At 72.1% G+C, this 20,827-nt stretch carries 18 protein-coding genes; 9 read left to right on the plus strand and 9 right to left on the minus strand.

Going from position 1 to position 20,827, the window contains the following annotated elements; genetic code table 11:
• Nucleotides 1-56: 56 nt before the first annotated feature.
• Together OG306_RS24235 and OG306_RS24240 are read right to left on the minus strand one after the other, a co-directional pair.
• Nucleotides 57-2,723: a M48 family metallopeptidase gene (locus OG306_RS24235; protein WP_327349416.1), complete on the minus strand. Its 2,667-nt coding sequence runs from the start codon at nt 2,721-2,723 to the stop codon at nt 57-59.
• 342 nt (nt 2,724-3,065) lie between these two features.
• Nucleotides 3,066-4,169: a hypothetical protein gene (locus OG306_RS24240; protein ID WP_266748173.1), complete on the minus strand. Its 1,104-nt coding sequence runs from the start codon at nt 4,167-4,169 to the stop codon at nt 3,066-3,068.
• Between the two features lie 68 nt (nt 4,170-4,237).
• Between OG306_RS24240 and OG306_RS24245 the strand changes: the two genes are divergently transcribed.
• Complete coding sequence (locus tag OG306_RS24245; RefSeq protein WP_266748174.1) at nt 4,238-5,383, plus strand: cystathionine gamma-synthase; 1,146 nt, start codon at nt 4,238-4,240, stop codon at nt 5,381-5,383.
• A 187-nt stretch (nt 5,384-5,570) separates the two neighbouring features.
• Here OG306_RS24245 and OG306_RS24250 read toward each other — a convergent pair whose 3' ends face one another.
• The 4 genes from OG306_RS24250 to OG306_RS24265 form a co-directional block, all read right to left on the minus strand.
• The gene (locus tag OG306_RS24250) at nt 5,571-5,756 is read right to left on the minus strand and encodes a DUF1059 domain-containing protein (protein ID WP_266748176.1); all 186 of its coding nucleotides are present in this window, start codon (nt 5,754-5,756) and stop codon (nt 5,571-5,573) included.
• A gap of 79 nt (nt 5,757-5,835) precedes the next feature.
• On the minus strand, nt 5,836-6,081 hold the full coding sequence (locus tag OG306_RS24255) for a hypothetical protein (protein ID WP_266748177.1): 246 nt from the start codon (nt 6,079-6,081) through the stop codon (nt 5,836-5,838).
• Nucleotides 6,078-6,572 (minus strand): sigma factor-like helix-turn-helix DNA-binding protein, encoded by a 495-nt coding sequence (locus OG306_RS24260; protein ID WP_266752387.1) that lies wholly within the window; start codon nt 6,570-6,572, stop codon nt 6,078-6,080. Before OG306_RS24260 ends, OG306_RS24255 begins: the two co-directional genes overlap by 4 nt.
• A gap of 98 nt (nt 6,573-6,670) precedes the next feature.
• Entirely contained in the window at nt 6,671-7,201 is a 531-nt protein-coding gene (locus OG306_RS24265; RefSeq protein WP_266748178.1) for a MarR family winged helix-turn-helix transcriptional regulator, read from the minus strand.
• A gap of 155 nt (nt 7,202-7,356) precedes the next feature.
• Here OG306_RS24265 and ilvA point away from each other — a divergent pair, with 155 nt between their 5' ends.
• Nucleotides 7,357-8,586 carry a threonine ammonia-lyase gene (ilvA, locus tag OG306_RS24270; RefSeq protein WP_266748179.1) on the plus strand — a complete coding sequence of 410 codons (1,230 nt, stop codon included), beginning with the start codon at nt 7,357-7,359 and terminating at the stop codon, nt 8,584-8,586.
• Nucleotides 8,587-8,736: 150 nt separating this feature from the next.
• Nucleotides 8,737-9,756 carry an ATP-binding cassette domain-containing protein gene (locus OG306_RS24275; protein ID WP_266905615.1) on the plus strand — a complete coding sequence of 340 codons (1,020 nt, stop codon included), beginning with the start codon at nt 8,737-8,739 and terminating at the stop codon, nt 9,754-9,756.
• A gap of 259 nt (nt 9,757-10,015) precedes the next feature.
• Here OG306_RS24275 and greA read toward each other — a convergent pair whose 3' ends face one another.
• A complete protein-coding gene (greA, locus tag OG306_RS24280; protein ID WP_266748181.1) occupies nt 10,016-10,513 on the minus strand; it encodes a transcription elongation factor GreA in 498 nt (165 codons plus the stop codon).
• 183 nt (nt 10,514-10,696) lie between these two features.
• Nucleotides 10,697-11,113 (minus strand): DUF4307 domain-containing protein, encoded by a 417-nt coding sequence (locus OG306_RS24285; protein ID WP_266748182.1) that lies wholly within the window; start codon nt 11,111-11,113, stop codon nt 10,697-10,699.
• 97 nt (nt 11,114-11,210) lie between these two features.
• Between OG306_RS24285 and mca the strand changes: the two genes are divergently transcribed.
• A complete protein-coding gene (gene mca / locus OG306_RS24290) occupies nt 11,211-12,092 on the plus strand; it encodes a mycothiol conjugate amidase Mca (RefSeq protein ID WP_266748183.1) in 882 nt (293 codons plus the stop codon).
• A 1-nt stretch (nt 12,093) separates the two neighbouring features.
• A complete protein-coding gene (locus tag OG306_RS24295; protein ID WP_266748184.1) occupies nt 12,094-12,327 on the plus strand; it encodes a hypothetical protein in 234 nt (77 codons plus the stop codon).
• Nucleotides 12,328-12,434: 107 nt separating this feature from the next.
• Here the strand turns inward: OG306_RS24295 and OG306_RS24300 are convergent, their stop codons facing one another.
• Nucleotides 12,435-15,677, minus strand: coding sequence for an ATP-binding protein (locus OG306_RS24300; RefSeq protein WP_266748185.1), 3,243 nt, complete (start codon nt 15,675-15,677; stop codon nt 12,435-12,437).
• 625 nt (nt 15,678-16,302) lie between these two features.
• Here OG306_RS24300 and OG306_RS24305 point away from each other — a divergent pair.
• The 4 genes from OG306_RS24305 (at nt 16,303) to OG306_RS24320 (ending at nt 20,806) form a co-directional block, all read left to right on the plus strand.
• Nucleotides 16,303-16,809 (plus strand): SigE family RNA polymerase sigma factor, encoded by a 507-nt coding sequence (locus OG306_RS24305; protein ID WP_266748186.1) that lies wholly within the window; start codon nt 16,303-16,305, stop codon nt 16,807-16,809.
• On the plus strand, nt 16,793-17,224 hold the full coding sequence (locus OG306_RS24310) for a hypothetical protein (RefSeq protein ID WP_266748187.1): 432 nt from the start codon (nt 16,793-16,795) through the stop codon (nt 17,222-17,224). The genes OG306_RS24305 and OG306_RS24310 overlap by 17 nt, the downstream gene beginning before the upstream one ends.
• Before the next feature lie 116 nt (nt 17,225-17,340).
• A complete protein-coding gene (locus tag OG306_RS24315; protein WP_371665608.1) occupies nt 17,341-18,657 on the plus strand; it encodes a mannosyltransferase family protein in 1,317 nt (438 codons plus the stop codon).
• A gap of 112 nt (nt 18,658-18,769) precedes the next feature.
• The gene (locus OG306_RS24320) at nt 18,770-20,806 is read left to right on the plus strand and encodes a thioredoxin domain-containing protein (protein WP_266748188.1); all 2,037 of its coding nucleotides are present in this window, start codon (nt 18,770-18,772) and stop codon (nt 20,804-20,806) included.
• Nucleotides 20,807-20,827: the final 21 nt, after the last annotated feature.

A 20,827-nucleotide genomic window follows, 5' to 3' on the forward strand; every position in this document is an offset into this window, starting at 1 on the left:
CGTACAACGCGCCGGGGGCGCCGGAGATTCCGGCGCCTGCGCCGCGTACGCGACGGTCAGTCGCCGTTCGCGCCCACGACCTGCATGGCGCTGTAGTCGCGGCACCGGACGTAGAAATTCTTCGGATTCCCGAAGTACGACCACGGGGTGCTGTCGTCGACGGGGCCGTTGATTAAGCGGAACTGCTCCAGCGCTGCCTCGTACCGGTCCTGCCAGTACAGCGTCCAGGCGAGCAGGTGGCGGGCCCGGACGATCCGCCGGTCCTCGAGGTCGGCCGCCACGGCTGCCGCCACGTCGACCAGGCAGGCGTCGACCGCGGCGATCAGCTCCGGGCTCTTGTAGTACACATCCGCGTGCGTGTTCCGGTCGGCCCGCTCCTGCTTGAACGCGGCGTACAGCGGAAGCAGCGAGAGCAGCCGGCCGGGGCTGCTCTGCCGCGCCGCCTCGCGTGCGAGGTACTCGGCCTGCCTGTACGAGCCGGCCCACCGGTAGCACCAGTACCGGAGCACCGCGTCGTGGGCCGCGAGGTGGGGCGCGTCGCGCACGACGATCTTCGCCCACAGGGCACGGCACTCGTTCTGCTCGTAGCCGAGGCCGAGGGCGCAGGGAATCTCGGCGATGTACGGACACGGGTCGTCGCCCGCCACGGCCTGGGCCTCGTGGCATGCCTCGCGGGCCCTGGCCATCACCTGGCGGAAGACGGAGGACTGCTCCCATGTGGGCTGCTGCGTCGGATTCGTACCGTGCACCTCCGCCGCGACGCCGATCAACGCGCCGGCGTGCACGAGGGCCGCGCCCGCGTCCTTGGGCCGCGCGGCGCGCCAGGCCAGCAGCCAGGCGTCGTCGGCCACGGCCTCGTCCTGGAGGACGGCGGCGCGCCGGTATCGCTCCTGCCAGTCCCGGCCCGCTTCGTAGAGGAAGACGGCGCCCGCCCGCCAGTCGCCGGAACGGACGGCGCAGCGGATCTCCTCGTCGCGCGGGCCGGGAGTGCTCTCGGCGGGCCGCGGCGGTTTCTTCCGCCCATTCGTCTTCTTCCGCACCTTCGTCCAGAGGTACTCGCACAGAGCGGCGGCCGACTGGAGCAGCCGGGGCGCCAGGGAGGGTTCCGGGCCGGCTCGGAGAGGGGTACGGCGGTCAGGCGTGAGCAGCGCGCGCAGCGGCTTCGTGTCCGGGGCATCCGCCACCGCCGCGTCCAACGCCGATGGGAGCAACTCCGCGTGGCCCCACGGGAGTTCCAGTGAGGCGTCGTCGTCGGTCCAGGGCAGCCGCCAGCGGGCACGCCCCTGCCGTACGTACTCGCCCTCGGCCAGCTGCCGCAGCCCCGCGCGCAGTCCGGGCCTGGCGAACTCGCGGGCCACGCGACCGGTCGCCTCCCGGGCCTTGTCGGACGTGTGGAGCCGGTCGGCGATCTGCCACTGTGCGCCCGCGTCGATCGCGTCGAGCGCGTCGGTCACCGAGCCTTCGCCGCCGGTCACCCCGGCGACCGCCGTCCTGAACTTCCGCGTCGACCACTTCCCGTATGTCGATATCGACTCGTGCACCAGGTCCGGCCAGTCGACCCGGCGCAGCCGCAGCATCTCCGGTGTCAGCACCTGCTCCTCGACAGCGGCCAGCGTGCGCTCGGTGTCGACGAGCAGGCCCAGGGCCGGCTCCACGGGCTCCGACGCGCGCCCGTCGTCCGGCATCGCCTCGATCCGGGCAATGCGTTCCATGATCCACGGATCCGCGTAAGGGGCGTCCACTTCGGACGGCAGGGAGTTGCGCAACTCGTCCAGCTCGTCCCTGCGCGCGGCCAGCACATGCCGTAGACCGCCGAGGACCTGGCCGGGCGGGGGCAGCATCCCGGCCTTCACACCGAGCATGGCGTACGTCTCCATGTAGTCCTCGTGCGTGTCGTGGAGGACCTGGATCTCGAGCAGTGCGCATGCGCTCACGTCACGGCCCGCGATCCTCGCCGCGGCGGCATCGGCCGCGAACTCCGCGCGGTGGGTGCCGGACATCGTGACGCGCGTGGAGAAACTCCTGTACCTCTGGTACAGCGCCGCCAACACGCGGTGCGGGGCACCGGCGTGGTCCGGGTCGATCTTCTTGGCCTTCCTGCCCTTGGCGCGCGCCTTCGCGGCCTTCTTCTCCTGGCGTTCCCGCTCCCTGGCGACGGCCTTGTCCGCCTGCTCCCGGAAGTGGGTGACGGCGCGGGCGGTCCGGTCCTGGCCGCGTGTGATGACCGCGGCGAGGCGGGTTTCGGAATTGGCGTAGCGGCTCATCTCGTACGCGAGCACGAAACGCAGCTGGGCCTCGGACATTCCGGCCATCAGGGGCAGCCCGACGAGGAGCCGGCGTCGGCCGGCGACCAGGCCGAGGAGCCTGGTGTCCTCGACGGCCGAGGCGTTCACCTGGTCGGTGAGCACGATGTCATCGGGTGCGCGGGTGCCGACCCGGTCGGCGAGGTCGCGGACCAGGGCCCAGAGCCGGGGCTGCCGGGTGTCGTCGACACGCAGTCCGCGCACGTCGTTGTTGTCCGGCGTGCGCGGCATGAACATGCTGCGCACGATCGGGAGCGCCGGCACGAAGGTGCGGGCGAGAACCAGCACGGCGATGGGTGTCCACGTCCAGCGGAACGCGGCCCAGTCAACGACGCAGAGGATGGCGAGCAGGAGGATGCCCAGCAGGTAGAAGCCGGTGAGAAGAGCAACGGTGCGGAGGGCGCGCAGAGTGGGGCTCATCGGACGGATTCCCCCATGGGGACGGGAAAGGTGGTGGTGGTCGTGGTGCGCGTGGGGAATCGGAGTATGTCGTCCCGCGGGTGGGCGCGGCAACGCGATATGGGGGCAGCCCGGGACCGGGGTCGCGTCACCCCCGGCCATCGCCTGGGGACGGTGCCGCGCCACTCCCCAGTCCATCGCCCGCGGAACGGGTGCCGGGCTACTGCCCCGGTGATGTCGCCGGTCCGCCGCCGGGTCGCTGCTCCGGCGGTGTCACCGGTCCGCCGCCGGGCAGTCGTCCGTCGCCCAGGCAGTCGGCCCGGCAGCGCATCGACGGCAGGTACCGGGCGCCGCGGCTCACGACTACCGCGGCAGCGTCGCCGGGCTGCCGCCGTTCGCCTCGTAGCCGGCGACGGCGAGGGCCCGGTAGACCGTGTATTCGGCGGCCGGGTCGGGGCTCTGGGTCCACGGCAGGGCGCCCACGTGGCCGTCGATGTGGACGAACTGGTTCATCGCCTCCGACCAGCGCTCCATCCGGACGAGGAAGAGGACCAGCAGATGCCGGACGTGGGCGAGCATCGGGTCGTCCGCACGGGCCGCGTGCACCGCGAACAGGGCGCCCTCGACCGCCTTCGTCACCACCGCGCTGCGGTAGAAGCCCTGCACGAGATTGACCTCGGGCAGATGCTCGTACACCGCGAAGAGCGGCAGCGCGGCCAGCAGGGAGCCCTGCGGGGCGCGGGCGGCGGCCGTGGTGGCGAAGCGGTCGGCCGCCTCGCGGGAGCCGTGCCACTTCTCGCACCAGTAGTGCAGCGCGGCGATGTGCGCGCCCATGTGGGCCGGGGCCCGGTCGATCACCTTCGCCCAGAGCCGGTCGAACTCCTCGTGGGAGTAGCCGAGTCCGCGGGAGACGGCCAGTTCGACGATGTACGGGACCGGGTCGCCGGGCGCCAGCAGTGCCGCCTCGCCGCAGACCGTGCGGGCCTCCTCCAGGATGATCCGGAAGTCGTCCGTCCCCGCGGTCGAGGAGCGCCACGCCTGCTGCACCAGGAACTCGGCGTGCACCGCCGCGCCGCCCGCGTCCTTCGGCGCCTCGGCCCGCCACGCGCGCAGCCACGCACCGCCGACACCGGGCTGCTGCGCCAGCTCCAGCGAGGCGGCCCCGGCGAACGCCTGCACCCGCTGCCATCGCACCTCGCCCTCCTTGGGCGTACCGGCCAGCAACTGCGAGGCCGCCCGCCAGTCCTGGGAGCGCTGCACGACGTCGAGCACATCGAGGAGATCCTGGTCCGGGCCCGGCAGCCGGATGTCCAGCTCCTCCTGGCGGGCGAAGCCGTACGTGTCCGGGTCGGCGGCGTCCGGCGAACCGGGCAGGACTTGGCGGATACCGCCGCGGCGGCGCAGCACGAAGGGGCCGACGACCGCGGCGAGCATGCACAGCGCGAGCAGGAACCAGAGAATCTCCATGCCCCCATTGTCACCGGACGGCCCGGCAGTCCGGTGGGCACCCTCGTAACGAACTACGCTCGGGCCCCATGAGTGACCAGCAGAGTTTCGAGACTCTCGCGATCCACGCGGGAAATACCGCCGATCCCCTCACCGGCGCCGTCGTTCCGCCCATTTACCAGGTGTCCACGTACAAGCAGGACGGCGTGGGCGGACTGCGGGGCGGCTACGAGTACAGCCGCAGCGCCAACCCGACCCGTACCGCACTGGAGGACAACCTCGCGGCTCTGGAGGGCGGCCGTCGCGGGCTCGCCTTCGCCTCCGGACTCGCCGCCGAGGACTGCCTGCTCCGTACGCTGCTCAGCCCCGGCGACCACGTGGTCATCCCGAACGACGCCTACGGCGGCACGTTCCGGCTGTTCGCGAAGGTCGTCTCGCGGTGGGGCGTGGACTTCTCCGTCGCCGACACCTCGGACGTGGCGTCGGTACGGGCGGCGATCACCCCGCGCACCAAGGCGATCTGGGTGGAGACCCCGTCCAACCCGTTGCTCGGCATCACCGACATCGCCGCGATCGCCTCAGTGGCCCGCGCGGCGGGCGTGCGGCTGGTCGTCGACAATACTTTCGCCAGCCCCTACCTCCAGCAGCCCCTCGCCCTGGGGGCCGACGTGGTGGTGCACTCCACCACCAAGTACATGGGCGGCCACTCGGACGTCGTCGGCGGTGCGCTGATCGTCAACGACCCGGAATTGGCCGAGGAGTTGGCGTACCACCAGAACGCGATGGGCGCGGTCGCCGGACCGTTCGACGCCTGGCTGGTGCTGCGCGGCATCAAGACCCTCGCGGTCCGCATGGACCGGCACTGCGAGAACGCGACCAAGATCGCCGATCTGCTGACCCGGCACCCCAAGGTCACCCAGGTCCTCTACCCGGGGCTGCCCGAGCACCCGGGCCACGAGATCGCCGCCAAGCAGATGAAGGCCTTCGGCGGCATGGTGTCCTTCCGGGTCGTGGGCGGCGAGGAGGCGGCGGTCCACGTCTGCAACCGGGCGAAGCTGTTCACCCTCGGTGAGTCGCTGGGTGGCGTCGAGTCGCTCGTGGAACATCCGGGCCGTATGACGCACGCCTCGGCGGCGGGGTCCGCGCTGGAGGTGCCGGCCGACCTCGTCCGGCTCTCCGTCGGCATCGAGTCCGTCGACGACCTGATCGCGGATCTGACGCAGGCGCTCGGATAGGGCCTGCCGGGCGGATCGGGGCCACGCGCCACCGGCAGGCCCCGGCCCGCTCGTCGTCCGGCGATGCGTCCAGCGATGTGTCCGGTGATGTCCGGACCCGTTCGCACGGCACGTCCGGCGCACGGCACGTCGGGCGCGCGGCACGTCGGGCGCGCGGCACGTCGGGATCAAAGATCCAGGATCGGGCTCAGGTCTTCTCGTCGTCCAGCGATGCCCGGATCTGTTCACGCAGTTCCGGGCTGTCGGTGTGCTCGTGGACGGAGACCGCGTGTTCCGCCGCGGCCCGTACGACTTCCTCTTCCTCGCCCGAGATGGTGAGTGAGCAGTTCGTGACGCTCGGATACTTGCGGCAGTCGGCGACTTTCCTGGTCATCACAGCCTCCTCGGCCGGTTCCCATGGCGTCCCGTTCCAGGGCTCCAGGATAGTTCGACGGGTCACCCGGTACCTGCCCTCACCAGCCGTCCAGCGGCGGCGTCGTCTCGGCGGGCGGCACCTGCCACGGCTGGGCCGCCACCGCCCACACCGTGAACGCGACCACCGCGGCGCACGTCAGCAGCAGCATCAGCCGGCCGGCGAAGCGCCGCCGGCGCAGCAGGCGGGCGCCGCGTTCGGCCGCCCGCTGTGCGAGCTCGGCGGGGACCTGCGGGTGCGGACCGTCCAGCATGCGCCGGACCTCGTCCTCCCCGCCGCGGCTCATGGCGCGGCCTCCGTGGGCCGATGCCACCCGCGCCGCGCCGTGGGGCGGCGGGTGCCGCGCATCGTGGCCACCGCGCGGTTGCAGATCGCCCGGATCCGGTCCACCGGAAGCCCCAGCAGCGCCGCAGCCTGCTCCTCTGTGACCCCTTCGTACAGCCGGAGCACGAGGACCAGGCGTTCCTGCGGGGGCAGCCGGTCCAGCGGACCGCCGCGCGGCCGGTGGTGGCGCCAGACCTCGTGGGCGAACCGGGCGGCCAGCTCCCGCCGGGTGCGGTCGTACGGGTCCTCGCCGCGCAGCCGTTCCCATTGCGCGTATGTGTGTGCCAGCGCGGCCGTGAGCAACCGCTGGGCCCGGGGATTCGCCCCGGGCGGCAGCAGAGGTTCGGCGGTGAGCAGCGTGGCCGTGTGCAGCAGTCGGCCGGCCGCGCCCGCCACGAAGGTCCCGAACTCCTGGGCGCGGCGCCGCTCCCGGCCCGCTTGGCGCTCTCGCACAGTCCTCATCCGAGCCTTCGCGGGGGCTCCTGGTCAAGAGGCGTGCGCGCGGCCGCCCGCTCAGCGGCGCCGGGCGTGGCCGGATCCCGCTGTCCCGCTCATTCGGTCCGGGGAGCCTGGTGCGAGGTCTGCCGGGCGGCCAGTGCCGTGTTGAACCGGGTGAGCAGCGTGCAGAACGTCTCGCGCTCCTCGGGTGTCCAGTCGTCCGTCACCTGCGTCATGAGTTCGCGGCGGGAGGCGCGGACCTCATCCAGTCGTGCCTGGCCGCGCGGCGACAGCTGGAGCACGACTGCCCGGCCGTCCTCCGGGTGCGAGGTGCGCTTGACCAGGCCGGTGTCGACGAGCGGTGCGACCTGCCGGGTCACGGTCGAGGAGTCGATTCCCATGCCCTCGGCCAGTGCCTTGACGCCCATCGGGCCTTCCCGGTCCAGCCGGTTGAGCAGCAGGTAGGCGGCACGGTCCATGGAATTGCGCACTTGGCCGACACCGCCGAGGCGGGTCTGCTCGGCACGGCGGGCGAATACCGCGACCTGGTGCTGCAGAGCATCGAGGACGTGGTCGGAACCCGTGGATTCGGGGGTCGCGCCCCCGGAAGGAGACGCAGCTGTCGTCATGTCCTGAGGGGGCATGGCCGGGGGCTCTCTTCGTGCGGTGTCGGATGGGTGGGGGACAGAGTACGCGGCCTCGGTGCGACGCGTACCAGCGCTGCACAAACCTGTGGACAACGGGGCGGGCGCAGCTCGGCGAGGCGTCCGGCACTTTGCCGAGCTGCAAGACTTGCCGTATGAACTTCTCGGCGACCGGCTCTTTTCCCCCGCTGATTCTCGATGACGTCCTCGGGGCGCAGAAGATGCTCTCCGGTGTCGCCAGGGTGACCGCCATGGAGGGCAGCCGCCACCTGACGGAGCTTGTCGGCGCGCCGGTCCACTTCAAGTGCGAGAACCTGCAGCGGACCGGTTCGTTCAAACTGCGTGGTGCGTACGTACGGATCGCCGGGCTGTCCCCGGTGGAACGGGCGGCCGGAGTCGTGGCCGCGAGCGCCGGAAACCATGCGCAGGGCGTCGCGCTCGCGTCTGCGTTGCTCGGCGTACGGTCGACGGTCTTCATGCCGGTCGGGGCACCGCTGCCGAAGGTGGCCGCCACCCGCCAGTACGGGGCGCAGGTCCGGCTGCACGGCCATGTCGTCGACGAGACGCTGGCCGCCGCCCAGGAGTACGCGCAGGAGACCGGCGCGGTTTTCATCCACCCCTTCGACCACCCGGACATCATCGCGGGACAGGGCACGGTGGGCCTGGAGATCCTCGAACAGTGCCCCGAGGTGCGCACCATCGTCGTCGGGATCGGCGGCGGCGGTCTCGCCGCGGGCATTGCGGTGGCGGTCAAGGCGCTCCGGCCCGATGTGCGGATCGTCGGCGTGCAGGCGGCGGGCGCGGCCTGCTATCCGCCGTCGCTGGCCGCGGGGCATCCGGTGTCGATCGGCTCGCTGAACACGATGGCGGACGGCATCAAGGTGGGGCGCCCCGGCGATGTGCCGTTCGGCCTGGTGAAGGACCTCGTCGACGAGGTCCGTACGGTCTCCGAGGACGAGCTGTCCAGTGCGCTGCTGCTCTGTCTGGAGCGGGCGAAGCTGGTGGTGGAACCGGCCGGCGTGAGCCCGGTCGCGGCGTTGCTGAGCGATCCGAAGTCGTTCCGCGGTCCGGTGGTCGCGCTGCTGTCGGGCGGCAACGTGGACCCGTTGCTGATGCAGCGCATCCTGACGCACGGCATGGTCGCGGCCGGCCGCTATCTGAGCCTGCGGCTGCGGCTGACCGACCGCCCCGGCGCGCTGGCCACGCTGCTGGCCGTGCTCTCGGTCGTGGACGCCAACGTGCTCGACATCGGCCATGTGCGGACCGACCCGCGGCTCGGGCTCACCGAGGTCGAGGTGGAGCTGCAGCTGGAGACGAAGGGCCCGGAGCACTGTGAGGAGGTCTCGACGGCGCTGCGTGACGCGGGCTACCTCGTGATGAGCTGATCCTTGTGTGTCGCGATGTATCGCGTTACGGTGCCGGCGCGCCGCCCGGTGGCCGCGCGTGTTCGCCGGATGTATTCACCGGGCGCGGAAAGACCGTCAATCCTAGGATCTGTTGAGGAAGTCACCCCGAACGCACTGGGGGAATCCCGTATGCCAGGCGCCATCCATGCCGAAGGCCTGGTGAAGACCTTCGGCGACGTAAGAGCACTCGGCGGTGTCGATCTCGATGTGCAGGAAGGCACCGTTCTCGGACTTCTCGGCCCCAACGGCGCAGGCAAGACGACGGCCGTGCGCGTCCTCACGACCCTGCTCAGGCCCGACAGCGGCAGGGCCGTCGTGGCGGGCATCGACGTACTGAAGAGACCCGATGAGGTACGCCGCTCGATCGGCCTCTGCGGCCAGTTCGCCGCCGTCGACGAGTATCTGACCGGCCGCGAGAACCTGCAGATGGTCGGTCAGCTCTACCAGATGAGCAAGCGGGACGCGAAGGCCAGGGCGGGGGAGCTGCTGGAGCGGTTCAACCTCGCCGACGCGGCCGACCGTACGGCCAAGACGTACTCCGGAGGCATGCGCCGCCGCCTCGACCTGGCGGCGGCGCTGGTCGTCTCCCCGCCGGTCATGTTCATGGACGAGCCGACCACCGGCCTCGACCCCCGCAACCGGCAGCAGCTCTGGGGGGTCATCGAGGACCTCGTCGCGGGCGGTACGACGCTGCTGCTGACCACGCAGTACCTGGAGGAGGCCGACCATCTCGCGCACGAGATCTGTGTGATCGACCACGGTCTGGTCATCGCCCGCGGCACCTGCGACCAGCTCAAGGCCCGTACCGGCGGCGAGCGCGTCGAGGTCGTGGTGCACCAGCGCGATCGGATCGACTCGGCCCGGGCCGTCCTCGCCCGCCTCGGCAAGGGCGAGGTCACCGTCGTCGAGCACATGCGCAAGCTGACGGTCCCGGTCTCCGGCGGAGCCAGGCTGCTGGCCGAGGTCATCCGCGATCTCGACGCCCGCGGCGTGGAGATCGACGACATCGGACTGCGCCGCCCCACCCTCGACGACGTCTTCCTCTCCCTCACCGGGCACGCCGCCGAGGCGGAGACCAACGGCGGGAACGGGACCGGGGCGGGCACGGCCGGCAAGGCCGCGCCGGCCGGTACGGAGCCGGTCAAGTGAGCGCCGTCACCGGAACCACCCCAGCGCCACCGTCCGGGCCTGCCGGGTGCTCTTCGGCAACCCGGCGTGTCGCCGTCGGACGCCTGGCCGATGGTGCACCCGGTCCGGGCGTCGCTGCTCCGGTCGCTGCTGATCCTGGTGGTCTTCCACACACTGGCGGTGCGCAGGTACCGGCAGGTCGCGGTCCGAGAGACGCGGCACACGTGAGAAAGCCTCCGGCCCACCGGGCCGGAGGCTTTCTCACGTCAGTGGTGCCGGATCAGCCCGAGTACGGCTTCGCCGCGAGGATCTTCACCGTGGCCATCTTGCCGTTCGGCAGTTCGTACTCGGCGTCCTCGCCCATCCTCTTGCCGTTCACGCCGGTGCCGAGCGGGGACTGGGGGGAGTACGTCTCGATGTCCGAGCTCGCGTACTCACGCGAGGCGAGCAGGAAGGTCAGGGTGTCGTCCGGGTCGCCGTCGAAGGCGATCGTCACCACCATGCCGGGCTCGACCACGCCGTCGTCGGCCGGTGCCTCGCCCACCTTCGCGTGCTCCAGGAGCTGGGTGAGCTGGCGCACGCGCAGCTCCATCTTGCCCTGCTCCTCCTTGGCCGCGTGGTATCCGCCGTTTTCCCGGAGGTCACCTTCCTCACGGGCCGCCGCGATCTTTACGGAGATTTCCGTGCGCGCGGGACCAGACAGGTACTCCAGCTCGGCCTTGAGCTGGTTGTACGCCTCCTGCGTGAGCCAGGTGACGTTTTCGCTGGTCTGGGTCACAGGGTGCTCCTCGTCGGTACTGGGTATACAAAGCATCGCCCTACCCGTAAGCATGAGCCTTCACGGGTGGGCGAAACCACGAGCCTAACAATTCCCCGGGAAAAGGGGGAGAAGGTAATCGCCGGGACCGCGTTTTGCGCAGGTCGGCACCGACAAGAGCGATGAAGCGCCGGCATGCGGCGGTTAACGCGCCGCCCCGCCGTCGGTGGTGCAGCCCAGCAGCTCGACACTGGTCGCCCTGGACGTCGTACGCAGCGACAGGACGCGGTCGACGCGGTCGGTGCGGTCGTCGAAGCGGAAGTCCTTGCGGGCGACCTCACTGCCGTCCTCGTGCTGCGCGCGGAGGGTGCAGTAGCCCTTGGCGTCCTTGTCCTTGCGCACCTCCAGGTGCACATCGACACGCGCGTCCGAGACGACCTGGCGCTTGATCACCTCGGCGCTGATCCCCTGCCCGGTGATGTAGGCGTAACCGATCCAGCCGACCACCCCGAGCAGGACGACGCCCAGCACCGAGCCGATGATCGTGAGCTTGCGGTCCGCGCGCTGGTCCGCGGAGCGGCCGTAGCGGTTCTCCGGGGGCGCTTCGCGTACCGCCGTCATGATCGTTCCTCCTGTGCCGGGGATCGAGGAATTTTCCGCCCCCCGGTTCGGTCACTATAGAAGCCTGCCCACGCGCCGAAACACTGAGGATCGAGTCTTGACTGAGCAGCTGCGACTGATGGCCGTTCACGCCCACCCCGACGACGAGTCGAGCAAGGGTGCGGCCACCATGGCCAAGTATGTGTCCGAGGGGGTGGACGTGCTGGTCGTGACCTGCACGGGCGGCGAGCGCGGCTCCATCCTCAACCCCAAGCTCCAGGGCGACGCGTACATCGAGGAGAACATCCACGAGGTGCGCAAGAAGGAGATGGACGAGGCCCGGGAGATCCTGGGCGTCGGCCAGGAGTGGCTCGGCTTCGTCGACTCGGGTCTGCCCGAGGGCGACCCGCTGCCGCCGCTGCCGGAGGGCTGCTTCGCGCTGGAGGACGAGGAGAAGGCCGCCGGCCGTCTCGTCCGCAGCATCCGCGCGTTCCGGCCGCAGGTCGTCACGACGTACGACGAGAACGGCGGGTACCCGCACCCCGACCACATCATGACCCACAAGATCACGATGATCGCCTTCGACGGCGCGGCGGACGCCGAGCTGTACCCCGAGTCCGAGTTCGGCCCGGCCTGGCAGCCGCAGAAGCTCTACTACAACCAGGGCTTCAACCGGCCGCGCACGGTCGCGCTCCACGAGGCGCTGCTGGCCCGCGGCCTGGAGTCCCCGTACGGCGAGTGGCTGGAGCGCTGGAAGGAGTTCGAGCGCGACGAACGCACGCTGACCACGCACGTTCCGTGCGCGGACTTCTTCGAGATCCGCGACAAGGCGCTGATCGCGCACGCGACGCAGATCGATCCCGACGGCGGCTGGTTCCGGGTCCCGATGGACATCCAGAAGGAGGTCTGGCCGACCGAGGAGTACGAGCTGGCGAAGTCTCTCGTCGATACCTCCCTCCCCGAGAGCGACCTCTTCGCGGGCATCCGCGACAATGCCTGATATGTACGCGACCCAGGCACTGACCCATCTCGTCCCTCTCGCCAAGGAGGTCGACGACAACAAGGTGACCCCCGGCGTTCTCGGCTTCATCGTCTTCGCGGCACTCGCCGTCGGCGTATGGCTGCTGATGAAGTCCATGAACCGGCACATGGGCAAGGTCGACTTCGTGGAGGCCCCGGACCCGGCGGAGGCGTCCGACGCCCCGGTGGCGGCGGGGTCCGCGAAGCGGAAGTAGGCGCGGGGCGGTACCGGGACGTCCGGTGACCGCCCCGTACGCCTGACGACGGGCGGGGCGGTCGTGCCCCGATGGGGCGGTCGTGCCCGGCCGGGGCAGCGCTGTCCTCAGGCGCCGGACGGGCTGGTGCTGGGCGGGACCGGTACGCCCATGACCTCCCGGGCGTGGCGCGTCGGCGTCAGGCCCAGGCGCCACGCCTGCCAGCCGTCCTCCAGGTCCACGCCGCGGTTCAGTACCACCCGGAACGCCTCCGCGCAGTCCTCCAGCTTGCTGTCGCGCGTCGGGTGTCCCGCCAGGAGCAGGTCGGCCAGTTCCTGCTGGGCCACCACCGTGCCCACCTCGCTGCCGCCCGGCGACGCGTACGGAAGCAGCGTGCAGCGCAGGAAACGGGCCCAGTCCGCGCCCCGCGTGTCGCCGTAGGAGCCGAACAGCTCCGCCGCCTCGTCGCACAGCTCCAGCGCCTGCGGGGCGCGGTTGTTGCCCGCGTCGATCAGGGCCAGCTCCAGGCATGTCCACGCCTCGCCGTGGGCGACCCCGATGCGCCGGAAGTCGGCCCGGGCGTCGACCAGGAGCTGACGGGCGAAGCCGGAGTTGCGGAGGTTCCCGGTCTGCGCGGCCCGCTGGTCGCGGGTGACCCGGCCCGAGTGGTGCCGGGCGCACGCCAGCCCGTACACGTCCCGCATCCGGGAGAACATCGTCCGGGCCCGCTCCAGCTGCCGCACGGCCTGGTCGGTGTCGCCGTTCTCCTCCAGGGCCTGGCCCAGGTAGTACCGCGTCCACGCCTCGCCGCGCGCGTCCTCGTTGTCGCGGTGGCGGGCCAGGGCCAGGCTGAGCTCCTCGGCCGCCAGGGCCGGGTCGTCGTCGAGCAGTCGCGCGCGGGCCAGCTGGGTCAGCGCCCACGCCTCGCCGCGCTCGTCACGGGTGCGGCTGTACAGGTCCAGGGCCGTGCGCAGCGCGTCCTTCGCCCGCGCCACGTCGCCCATCCGCAGCAGGGTCTGGCCCAGCTGGAACTGCGTCCACGCCTCGCCGTGCAGCGACTCGCCCTCCCGGTGCAGGGCCAGCGCCGTGTCCAGGAGGGTCAGCGCCTCGGCCAGGTGGGCCCGGTCCCGTTCGACGGCGGCCAGGGCGTGCAGCGACCAGGCCCGGTCCTCGGCCTGCTCCTCGGAGGACTGCAACGCGATCGCCTCGCGCAGCCGCGCCGACGCCTCGGTCAGATTGCCCTGGTGGTGCAGGGTGATGCCGAGCGAGCAGAGCGCCAGCGCCGTACCCGCCTCGTTCTGCGCCTCGCGGTAGAGCCCGACGACCGACGACAGCGTGGTGCGGGCCTTGTCCAGCTCGCCGAGCTGACGGGCCGCGATGCCGGTGCGCCACTGCACGGACCGCTCCAGCAGCCCCTTGTCCACGGCCTGAGTCAACTCGCTGATCTCGCCCAGCCGGTAGAGGTCGCCGCGCAGCAGGCAGTAGTCGCACAGCGCGCCCAGCAGATACAGCACGGCCCCTTGGTCGACGCCCTCCGCGTGCCGCAGCGCCGACGTGATGAAGCTCGACTCGTCGTCCAGCCAGCGCAGCGCCGATTCCAGCGAACCGAATCCGTGCGAGCCGAACTGCCCGGCCCGGGTGGACATCTTGCCGTCCACCATGCGGATCACCGCACCGGCCAGCTCCGCGTAGTTCTTGATCAGCCGCTCCTGCGCGGCCGTACGGTCCGCCGCCGCCTCCTCGTCCCGCAGCCGGTCCAGGGCGAAGCCCCGTACGAGATCGTGGAGCCGGTAGCGCGAGCCCCGTACGTGGTCCAGGAGCCCGGCCCCGGCCAGGGCCGTCAGCAGCCGCTCGGCCTCCTGCTCGTCGGCGGAGAGCAGCGCGGCCGCCGCCGCGGCGCCCAGGCTGGCCCGCCCGGCCAGCGCGAGCCGGCGCAGCAGCCGCCGCGCCTGTTCGGACTGGTCGGTGTAGCGCAGCCACAGCGCCCGCTCGACCGGCGCGACCGGACCGTACGCGGCGAGATCGGCGGCGAGGGCGCCGCGGGTACGGGCGCCGAGCGAGGAGCCCGCTGTGCGCAGCGCCAACGGCAGCCCGCCGCACAACTCGACGATGCTGTCCGTCGACCGGGCGTCGTACGGCTCCTTCTGCGCCGTACCGGCCGCCTCGCGCAGCAGCTCCTCCGCGCCCGCCGCGTCCAGCGCGCCGACCGGCAGGTGATGGACCCGGGCCGGAAGGTCGGCGGGCAGCTCCAGGGGCTCGCGGGCGGTGACCAGGACGAGGCTGTCGGAGCGCTCGGGGACCAGCGTGCGGACCTGGGCCGCGTCGGCCGCGTCGTCGAGGACGATCGTCACGGGCGTGCCGGTCAGATGCTGGTGGTACAGCTCGCTCAGCCGCCGCACCTGCTGCTCGGCGGAGGCCCTCTCGCGGAACAGCAACTGCTCGCGGGGCGCGCCCAGCCGGTTCAGGAGATGCAGCAGCGCGTCCCGGGTCGGCAGCGGCGCCTCCCCGGACACATTGCCGCGCAGGTCCACCACGCACGCACCCCGGAACTGATCCTTCAGGTTGCGCGCCGCCCGCACCGCGAGCGTGGTGCGTCCCGCGCCGGGCGTGCCGTGCAGGACGACGACGGTCGGCTTGGTCTCCGTCGACGCGCGGGCCTCGCGCACCCACTGCGCGATCTGCGCCAGCTCGGCCCGGCGGCCGGCGAACGGCCCGTCGGCGGCGGGCAGGTGGTCGAACGACTGGTCGAGGAGCGCGCGCATACGGGCTGCGGCGCTGCGGTCCCCGCCCCGCAGCTGCGGGGCGGTCCGCGACTGCGCGGGGATCTTTTTCGCCGGTGTGCGCGACGACGCGGTGAGCATCCGCTGCTGGTCGAGGAACGGGCGGATGCCCCGTACCTCCAGCGCCGCCAGCCACTGCAGCCGCAGCTGTTCGGCGCCGCCGGGCTGGCCGAGCGCACCCGCGCGGCGGTGGGCGGCGGGCCAGTGCGACGCGGTGACCTTGGCGACGGTCGCCGTGGCCCCCGCGACCGCGACGACGGCGCCCGCGCCGAGGGCCGGCCCCGTCGCCGTACCGAACGCGACATCGGCGCCGAAGGCGGCGACCGCGGCAACTCCCGTGACCAACAGGGGAGTTCCGAGGGTGGTCCGGCTGAACCGCTGCGACAGCGGCTGCTGCCCTGCCTCCGCCGCGTCCAGCGCCTGGAGATACGCGGCGTACTCGTCGGCCGCGGCGGCGGTCAGAGAATCGAGCGCCGCCCGCCCGCGTGCTGTCAGCGCACCGGCGTCGGCCCGCCCGCCCGAGCGCCTTACCTCTTCCTCGACGGCGCGAACCAACAGCCCTTCGGCTTCAGCCCGATGGCTGTCCCGCATGTGAATCCCCCTCCTGATACGACAACGACATCCGCCTCGGCCGATGTTGCCGCCCAGTGTCCTGGGTACGGCGCGACGGCGCGAGGGGAACGAGTCGGCCGACCGGGCCTGAGAGAGGATGTGGGTGTGCCGTCTCGCCCCAGAGGCTGTCGGGTGACCTCCGATCGGGCGGCCACGCCCTGGCACGCACTCCCCCAAGGCATTAAGGGCCGGGAGGGACTCCCTCCCGCGTTGCCGAAATGCCCTCGTAGCTGCTTCCCCGAGCTCTCAACTTCGTTCGAGCAGGGGAGACCCCATTCGAGGACATTTCGGCGCCTTGGAATCGCACGCACCGGACCGCGTCCGCTTTCCCATCGGAAGTCACCCGACAGCCTCTGCACCGTGAGACTTCCCCGTACCCGGGCCGCCATGCCGGTGGGCCGGCAATCCGTCGGCCGGTGGCACCGGCCGGCTCGGGGCTTTCGGCCGGCCGGGCCGCCCGGCCGAGGCATGGTGGCCGTGGCGTGAGCCGGTCCCGGGCGGCCGCGTGATGACCGTCACGCCGGTTTCTCGGGGGCCGGTGTAGTCCGGACGCGGGGTGCCGGGCGTATGCACGGTGAGACCGAGAAGATCCAGGAGCTGTTTGTTGACCGTCGAGGAGTTCGAAGATTTCTATGCGCAGACGGTCGCCCGGCTGACGGGACAGTTGTTCGTGATGCTCGGTGACCAGCACGAGGCGCAGGACGTGGTGCAGGAGGCCTTCGTCAAGGGATGGAGCCGACGGCGTCACCTCGACCGTGACGGGCAGCCCGAGGCATGGATCCGTACGGTCGCCTGGCGCCTGGCGGTGAGCCGGTGGCGCGGGCGGCGCCGCGCGGCGGATGCCTGGCGGCGCAGTGGTACCCCGCCCCATGCGGAGGCGCCCGGCCCGGAGTCGGTGGCGCTCGTGGAAGCGCTCCGGGATCTGCCGGCCAAGCAGCGCCGCACGCTGGCCCTGTACTACGTATGCGATCTGACGGTCGAGCAGATCGCCGCCGAGACCGGGCTGGCGGCCAGCACCGTCAAGACGCATCTCGCCCGGGGCCGGGCCACGCTCTCGCACCGTCTGCAGGATCCGCGTACCGAGGAGGGGCCCAGTGTCCGAACCCGATGACCCGTTGCGGTCCCTGTTCAAGGAGGCCGCGGCCACCGGCCGGTCCCGCGCCCGGTCCGCTCCGCTCTCGTACATCACCGCGCACGGGCAGCGCGTGCGCAGGCACCGGATTCTCGTGCTGGCGGTCGGCGCCTGCCTGGTCTTCTCCGGTACGGGCGCGGCCGTGGCAACATTCCTGTCCGGCAGCACGCGCACCACCGTCCCGGCCACCACCCCCTCCGCCCCGCAGCCCTCTCCGATGCTCTCCCCGCCCCGCACGAGCCCGCCGCCGACGGGTGCCCTCTCTCCCGGCCGGAGCGCCTCGGGCACACCGGCCACGCCCACCCGGAGCGCCTCGGGAACACCGGCCACGCCCACCCGGACCGCCTCGGAGACGCCGGGCACGCCCACCTGGAGCGCCAGCACACGCCCCTGACATCCTGCTTTCCCCACCCCGGACCGTGCCGGCCGGGCCGCTCGGCCCGTGCCCCGAACCGCGCCCGGAGGGGCACCAGACACGCGTACATCCGATCCAGGCCAGGAGATTCTGTTGTGACCCTTTCGCACCCCCAGCGGCAGCGTGAACGCCTGTCCGCCCGGACCGGGACCGCGCCCGGACCGTCCGGCGGCACGCCGTCACCGGGCACGACATCCTTCGGCGGGCGGTTCGTCCGGCTCTGCCGCCGGCTGGGGCCCGCCGACCGCGAGGTGCTGTGGCTGTACCTGCTGACCCGGGTGGGTATCTGGACCACCGCGTACTGCGTGCGCTGGCTGTTCGCCGACGACCGTCAGAACCGCGCCCCCGCCTCGTTCTTCGCGCCGTGGCAGCGCTGGGACTGGTGGCACTACCTGCACATAGCCCAGGACGGCTACTTCCCGGGCGGGTCCGGCCCCTGGATATCCGAGTGGGACAACAGAGAAGCCTTCTTCCCCGGCTTCCCCTACCTGCTGCGGGCCGTCCACACCATCGTCCCGAGCTGGCCCGCGGCCGGTGCGCTGATCTCCTTCGTCGCCGGCGGCATCGCCGTACTGGCCCTGGCCCGGATCGCCCGGCTGCACCTGCCGCACGGGGGCGCGGCACACCTGCCGCAGAAGAACGCGGGAAGTGCCGGACACCCGCCCCAGGAGAACGCCGGGCAGCGCGCCGCCCTCTTCTTCCTGCTCTCCCCGTGCGCGGTCTTCCTGGCCGCCGGCTACACCGAAGCGCTCTTCCTCGCCCTGGCCCTGCCGGCCTGGCTGGCCGCCCAGCGCCTCAACTGGCCGCTCGCGGCCGCCCTGACGTGCCTGGCCACCACCGTCCGGGTCAGCGGCCTCTTCCTCGCCGCGGCCCTCGCGGTCCACTTCCTGGTCACCGCCCGCACCCCCGCCCAATGGCGCCGTCTTCCCTGGCTGGCGCTGCCCGCCCTCCCGCCGCTGCTCCACAGCTGGTACCTGCACACGCGCACCGGCGACTGGATGGCCTGGAAGCACGCGGAGGAACGCGGCTGGTACCGCGACTTCCACACCCCCTGGGAGGCGTGGCGGAACACCTGGCACGCGGCCTTCGGACACTCCCAGAGCACCGGGTACGCCCTGATGTCCCAGGCCGAACTCCTCACCATGCTGATCGGCATCGGCCTGTGCGCCGTCCTGATCCGGCAGCGGCGCTGGCCCGAAGTCGTGTACATCGCCCTGACCCTGTGGGCCCTGGGTACGTCCTACTGGTACACCTCCATCCCGCGCGCGACCCTCCTGTGGTGGCCCCTGTGGACCGGCCTCGCCGTCTGGAGCCTGCGGTGCCGCCACGTCAGGACCGCCTATCTCGCCGTCGCGGCACCCCTGATGACCGTCTTCGCCGTCACCTTCCTCTCCGGACGGTGGGCGGGCTGACCCCGGCCCCGACGCTGCACCCGTACCCCGGCACGTACCCCGCCGCGCACCCGCCCGTGAGGCGTCCCGTGGCGCCTGGGCACGCCCCCGCCGAGTGCGCAAGGATTGGGGCATGCCCAACCGACTCGCGCACGCCACGTCCCCGTACCTCATTCAGCACGCGGACAACCCCGTTGACTGGTGGCCGTGGGAGCCCGCCGCCTTCGAGGAGGCGCGTCGGCGTGGCGTGCCCGTGTTCCTGAGCGTGGGGTACAGCTCCTGCCACTGGTGCCACGTCCTCGCCCACGAGAGCTTCGAGGACGAGGAGACGGCGGCCTTCATGAACGAGCACTTCGTGTCCGTGAAGGTGGACCGCGAGGAGCGGCCCGACATCGACGCCGTCTACATGGAGGCCCTCCAGGCGGCGACCGGCCAGGGCGGCTGGCCGATGTCGGTCTTCATGACCCCGGACGGTCGGCCGTTCTACTTCGGTACGTACTTCCCGCCCGAGCCGCGCCACGGGTCGCCGTCCTTCATGCAGGTGCTGGAGGGCGTACGGGCGGCCTGGGACGGGCGGCCCGACGAGGTGGCCGAGGTGGCGCGGAAGATCGTGCGGGATCTGGCCGGCCGGCAGCTGGACTACACGAAGGCCGGACTCCCCGGCGAAGCGGAACTCGCCGAGGCACTGCTCGGCCTCATCCGCGAGTACGACCCCGCCTCCGGCTGGTTCGCCGGCAGCACCCGGTTCCCGCCGAGCATGGTCGTCGAGTTCCTGCTCCGGCACTGGGCCCGGACGGAGTCCGAAGGAGCCCGCGACATGGCCGAGGGGCTGTGCGCGGCCATGGCGCGGTCGAGCCTGTTCGACCAGGTGGGCGGGGGCTTCCACCGGTATGTACTGCGCCGGCCCGACGGACCCCTGATCCCGCACTTCGAGAAGATGCTCTACGACAACGCGCTGCTCTGCCGGGTGTACGCCCACCTGTGGCGGACGACGGGCTCGGAACAGGCCCGCCGGGTCGCCCTGGAGACCGCCGACTTCATGGTGCGCGAGCTGCGTACGGCGGAGGGCGGCTTCGCCTCCGCGCTCGACGCCGACAGCGAGGACGGCACCGGCCGGCACGTCGAGGGCGCGTACTACGTGTGGACGCCCGAGCAGCTGCGCGAGGTCCTCGGCGATCAGGACGCGGCGTTCGCCGCCGCGTATTTCGATGTGACGGAGGAGGGCACCTTCGAGGAGGGCGCCTCGGTCCTCCGGCTCGCGCGGGCCGGCACCGACCCGGACGACGACCGGGTCGCCGGCATCCGGGCCAGGCTGCTGGCCGCCCGCGAGCCGCGCCCGCGTCCCGGGCGGGACGACAAGGTGGTCGCCGCCTGGAACGGCCTGGCGATCGCCGCGCTCGCCGAGACGGGGGCGTACTTCGGCCGGCCCGACCTGATCGAGCGCGCCACCGAGGCGGCGGACCTGCTGGTACGGGTCCACATGGGCGACGTCGCCCGGCTGGACCGGACCTCGAAGGACGGCCGGTCCGGCGGGCACGCCGGGGTCCTGGAGGACTACGGCGACGTCGCGGAGGGCTTCCTCGCCCTGGCCGCGGTCACCGGCGAGGGGGTCTGGCTGGAGTTCGCCGGCTTCCTGCTCGACGTCGTGCTCCAGCACTTCACCGGTGAGGGCGGGCAGCTGTACGACACGGCGGACGACGCCGAGCAGCTGATCCGTCGCCCGCAGGACCCCACCGACAGCGCGACTCCGGCGGGCTGGACGGCGGCGGCCGGTGCGCTGCTCTCGTACGCCGCGCACACCGGATCTCAGGCCCATCGCGCCGCCGCCGAGGGCGCGTTGGGGGTGGTGAAGGCGCTCGGGCCGCGGGTTCCCCGGTTCATCGGCTGGGGGCTGGCGGTCGCCGAGGCGTTCCTCGACGGGCCGCGCGAGGTCGCGGTCGCCGGACCCGTCGGCGGCGAACTGCACCGTACGGCGCTGCTGGGGCGGGCACCCGGCGCGGTGGTGGCGGCGGGGGAGACGGCGGGGACGGAGTTCCCGCTGCTGGCGGACCGGCCGATGGTGGGCGGGGCGCCGACGGCGTACGTGTGCCGGCACTTCGTCTGCGACGCTCCGACGACGGACCCGCGGGAGCTGGCGCGGACCCTCGGATCGGGCCCGTCGGAGGACTGAGAGCGCGGATCTGTACGAGGA

Origin of the sequence: Streptomyces sp. NBC_01241 (genome assembly GCF_041435435.1) — a bacterium.
Lineage (GTDB): Bacteria > Actinomycetota > Actinomycetes > Streptomycetales > Streptomycetaceae > Streptomyces.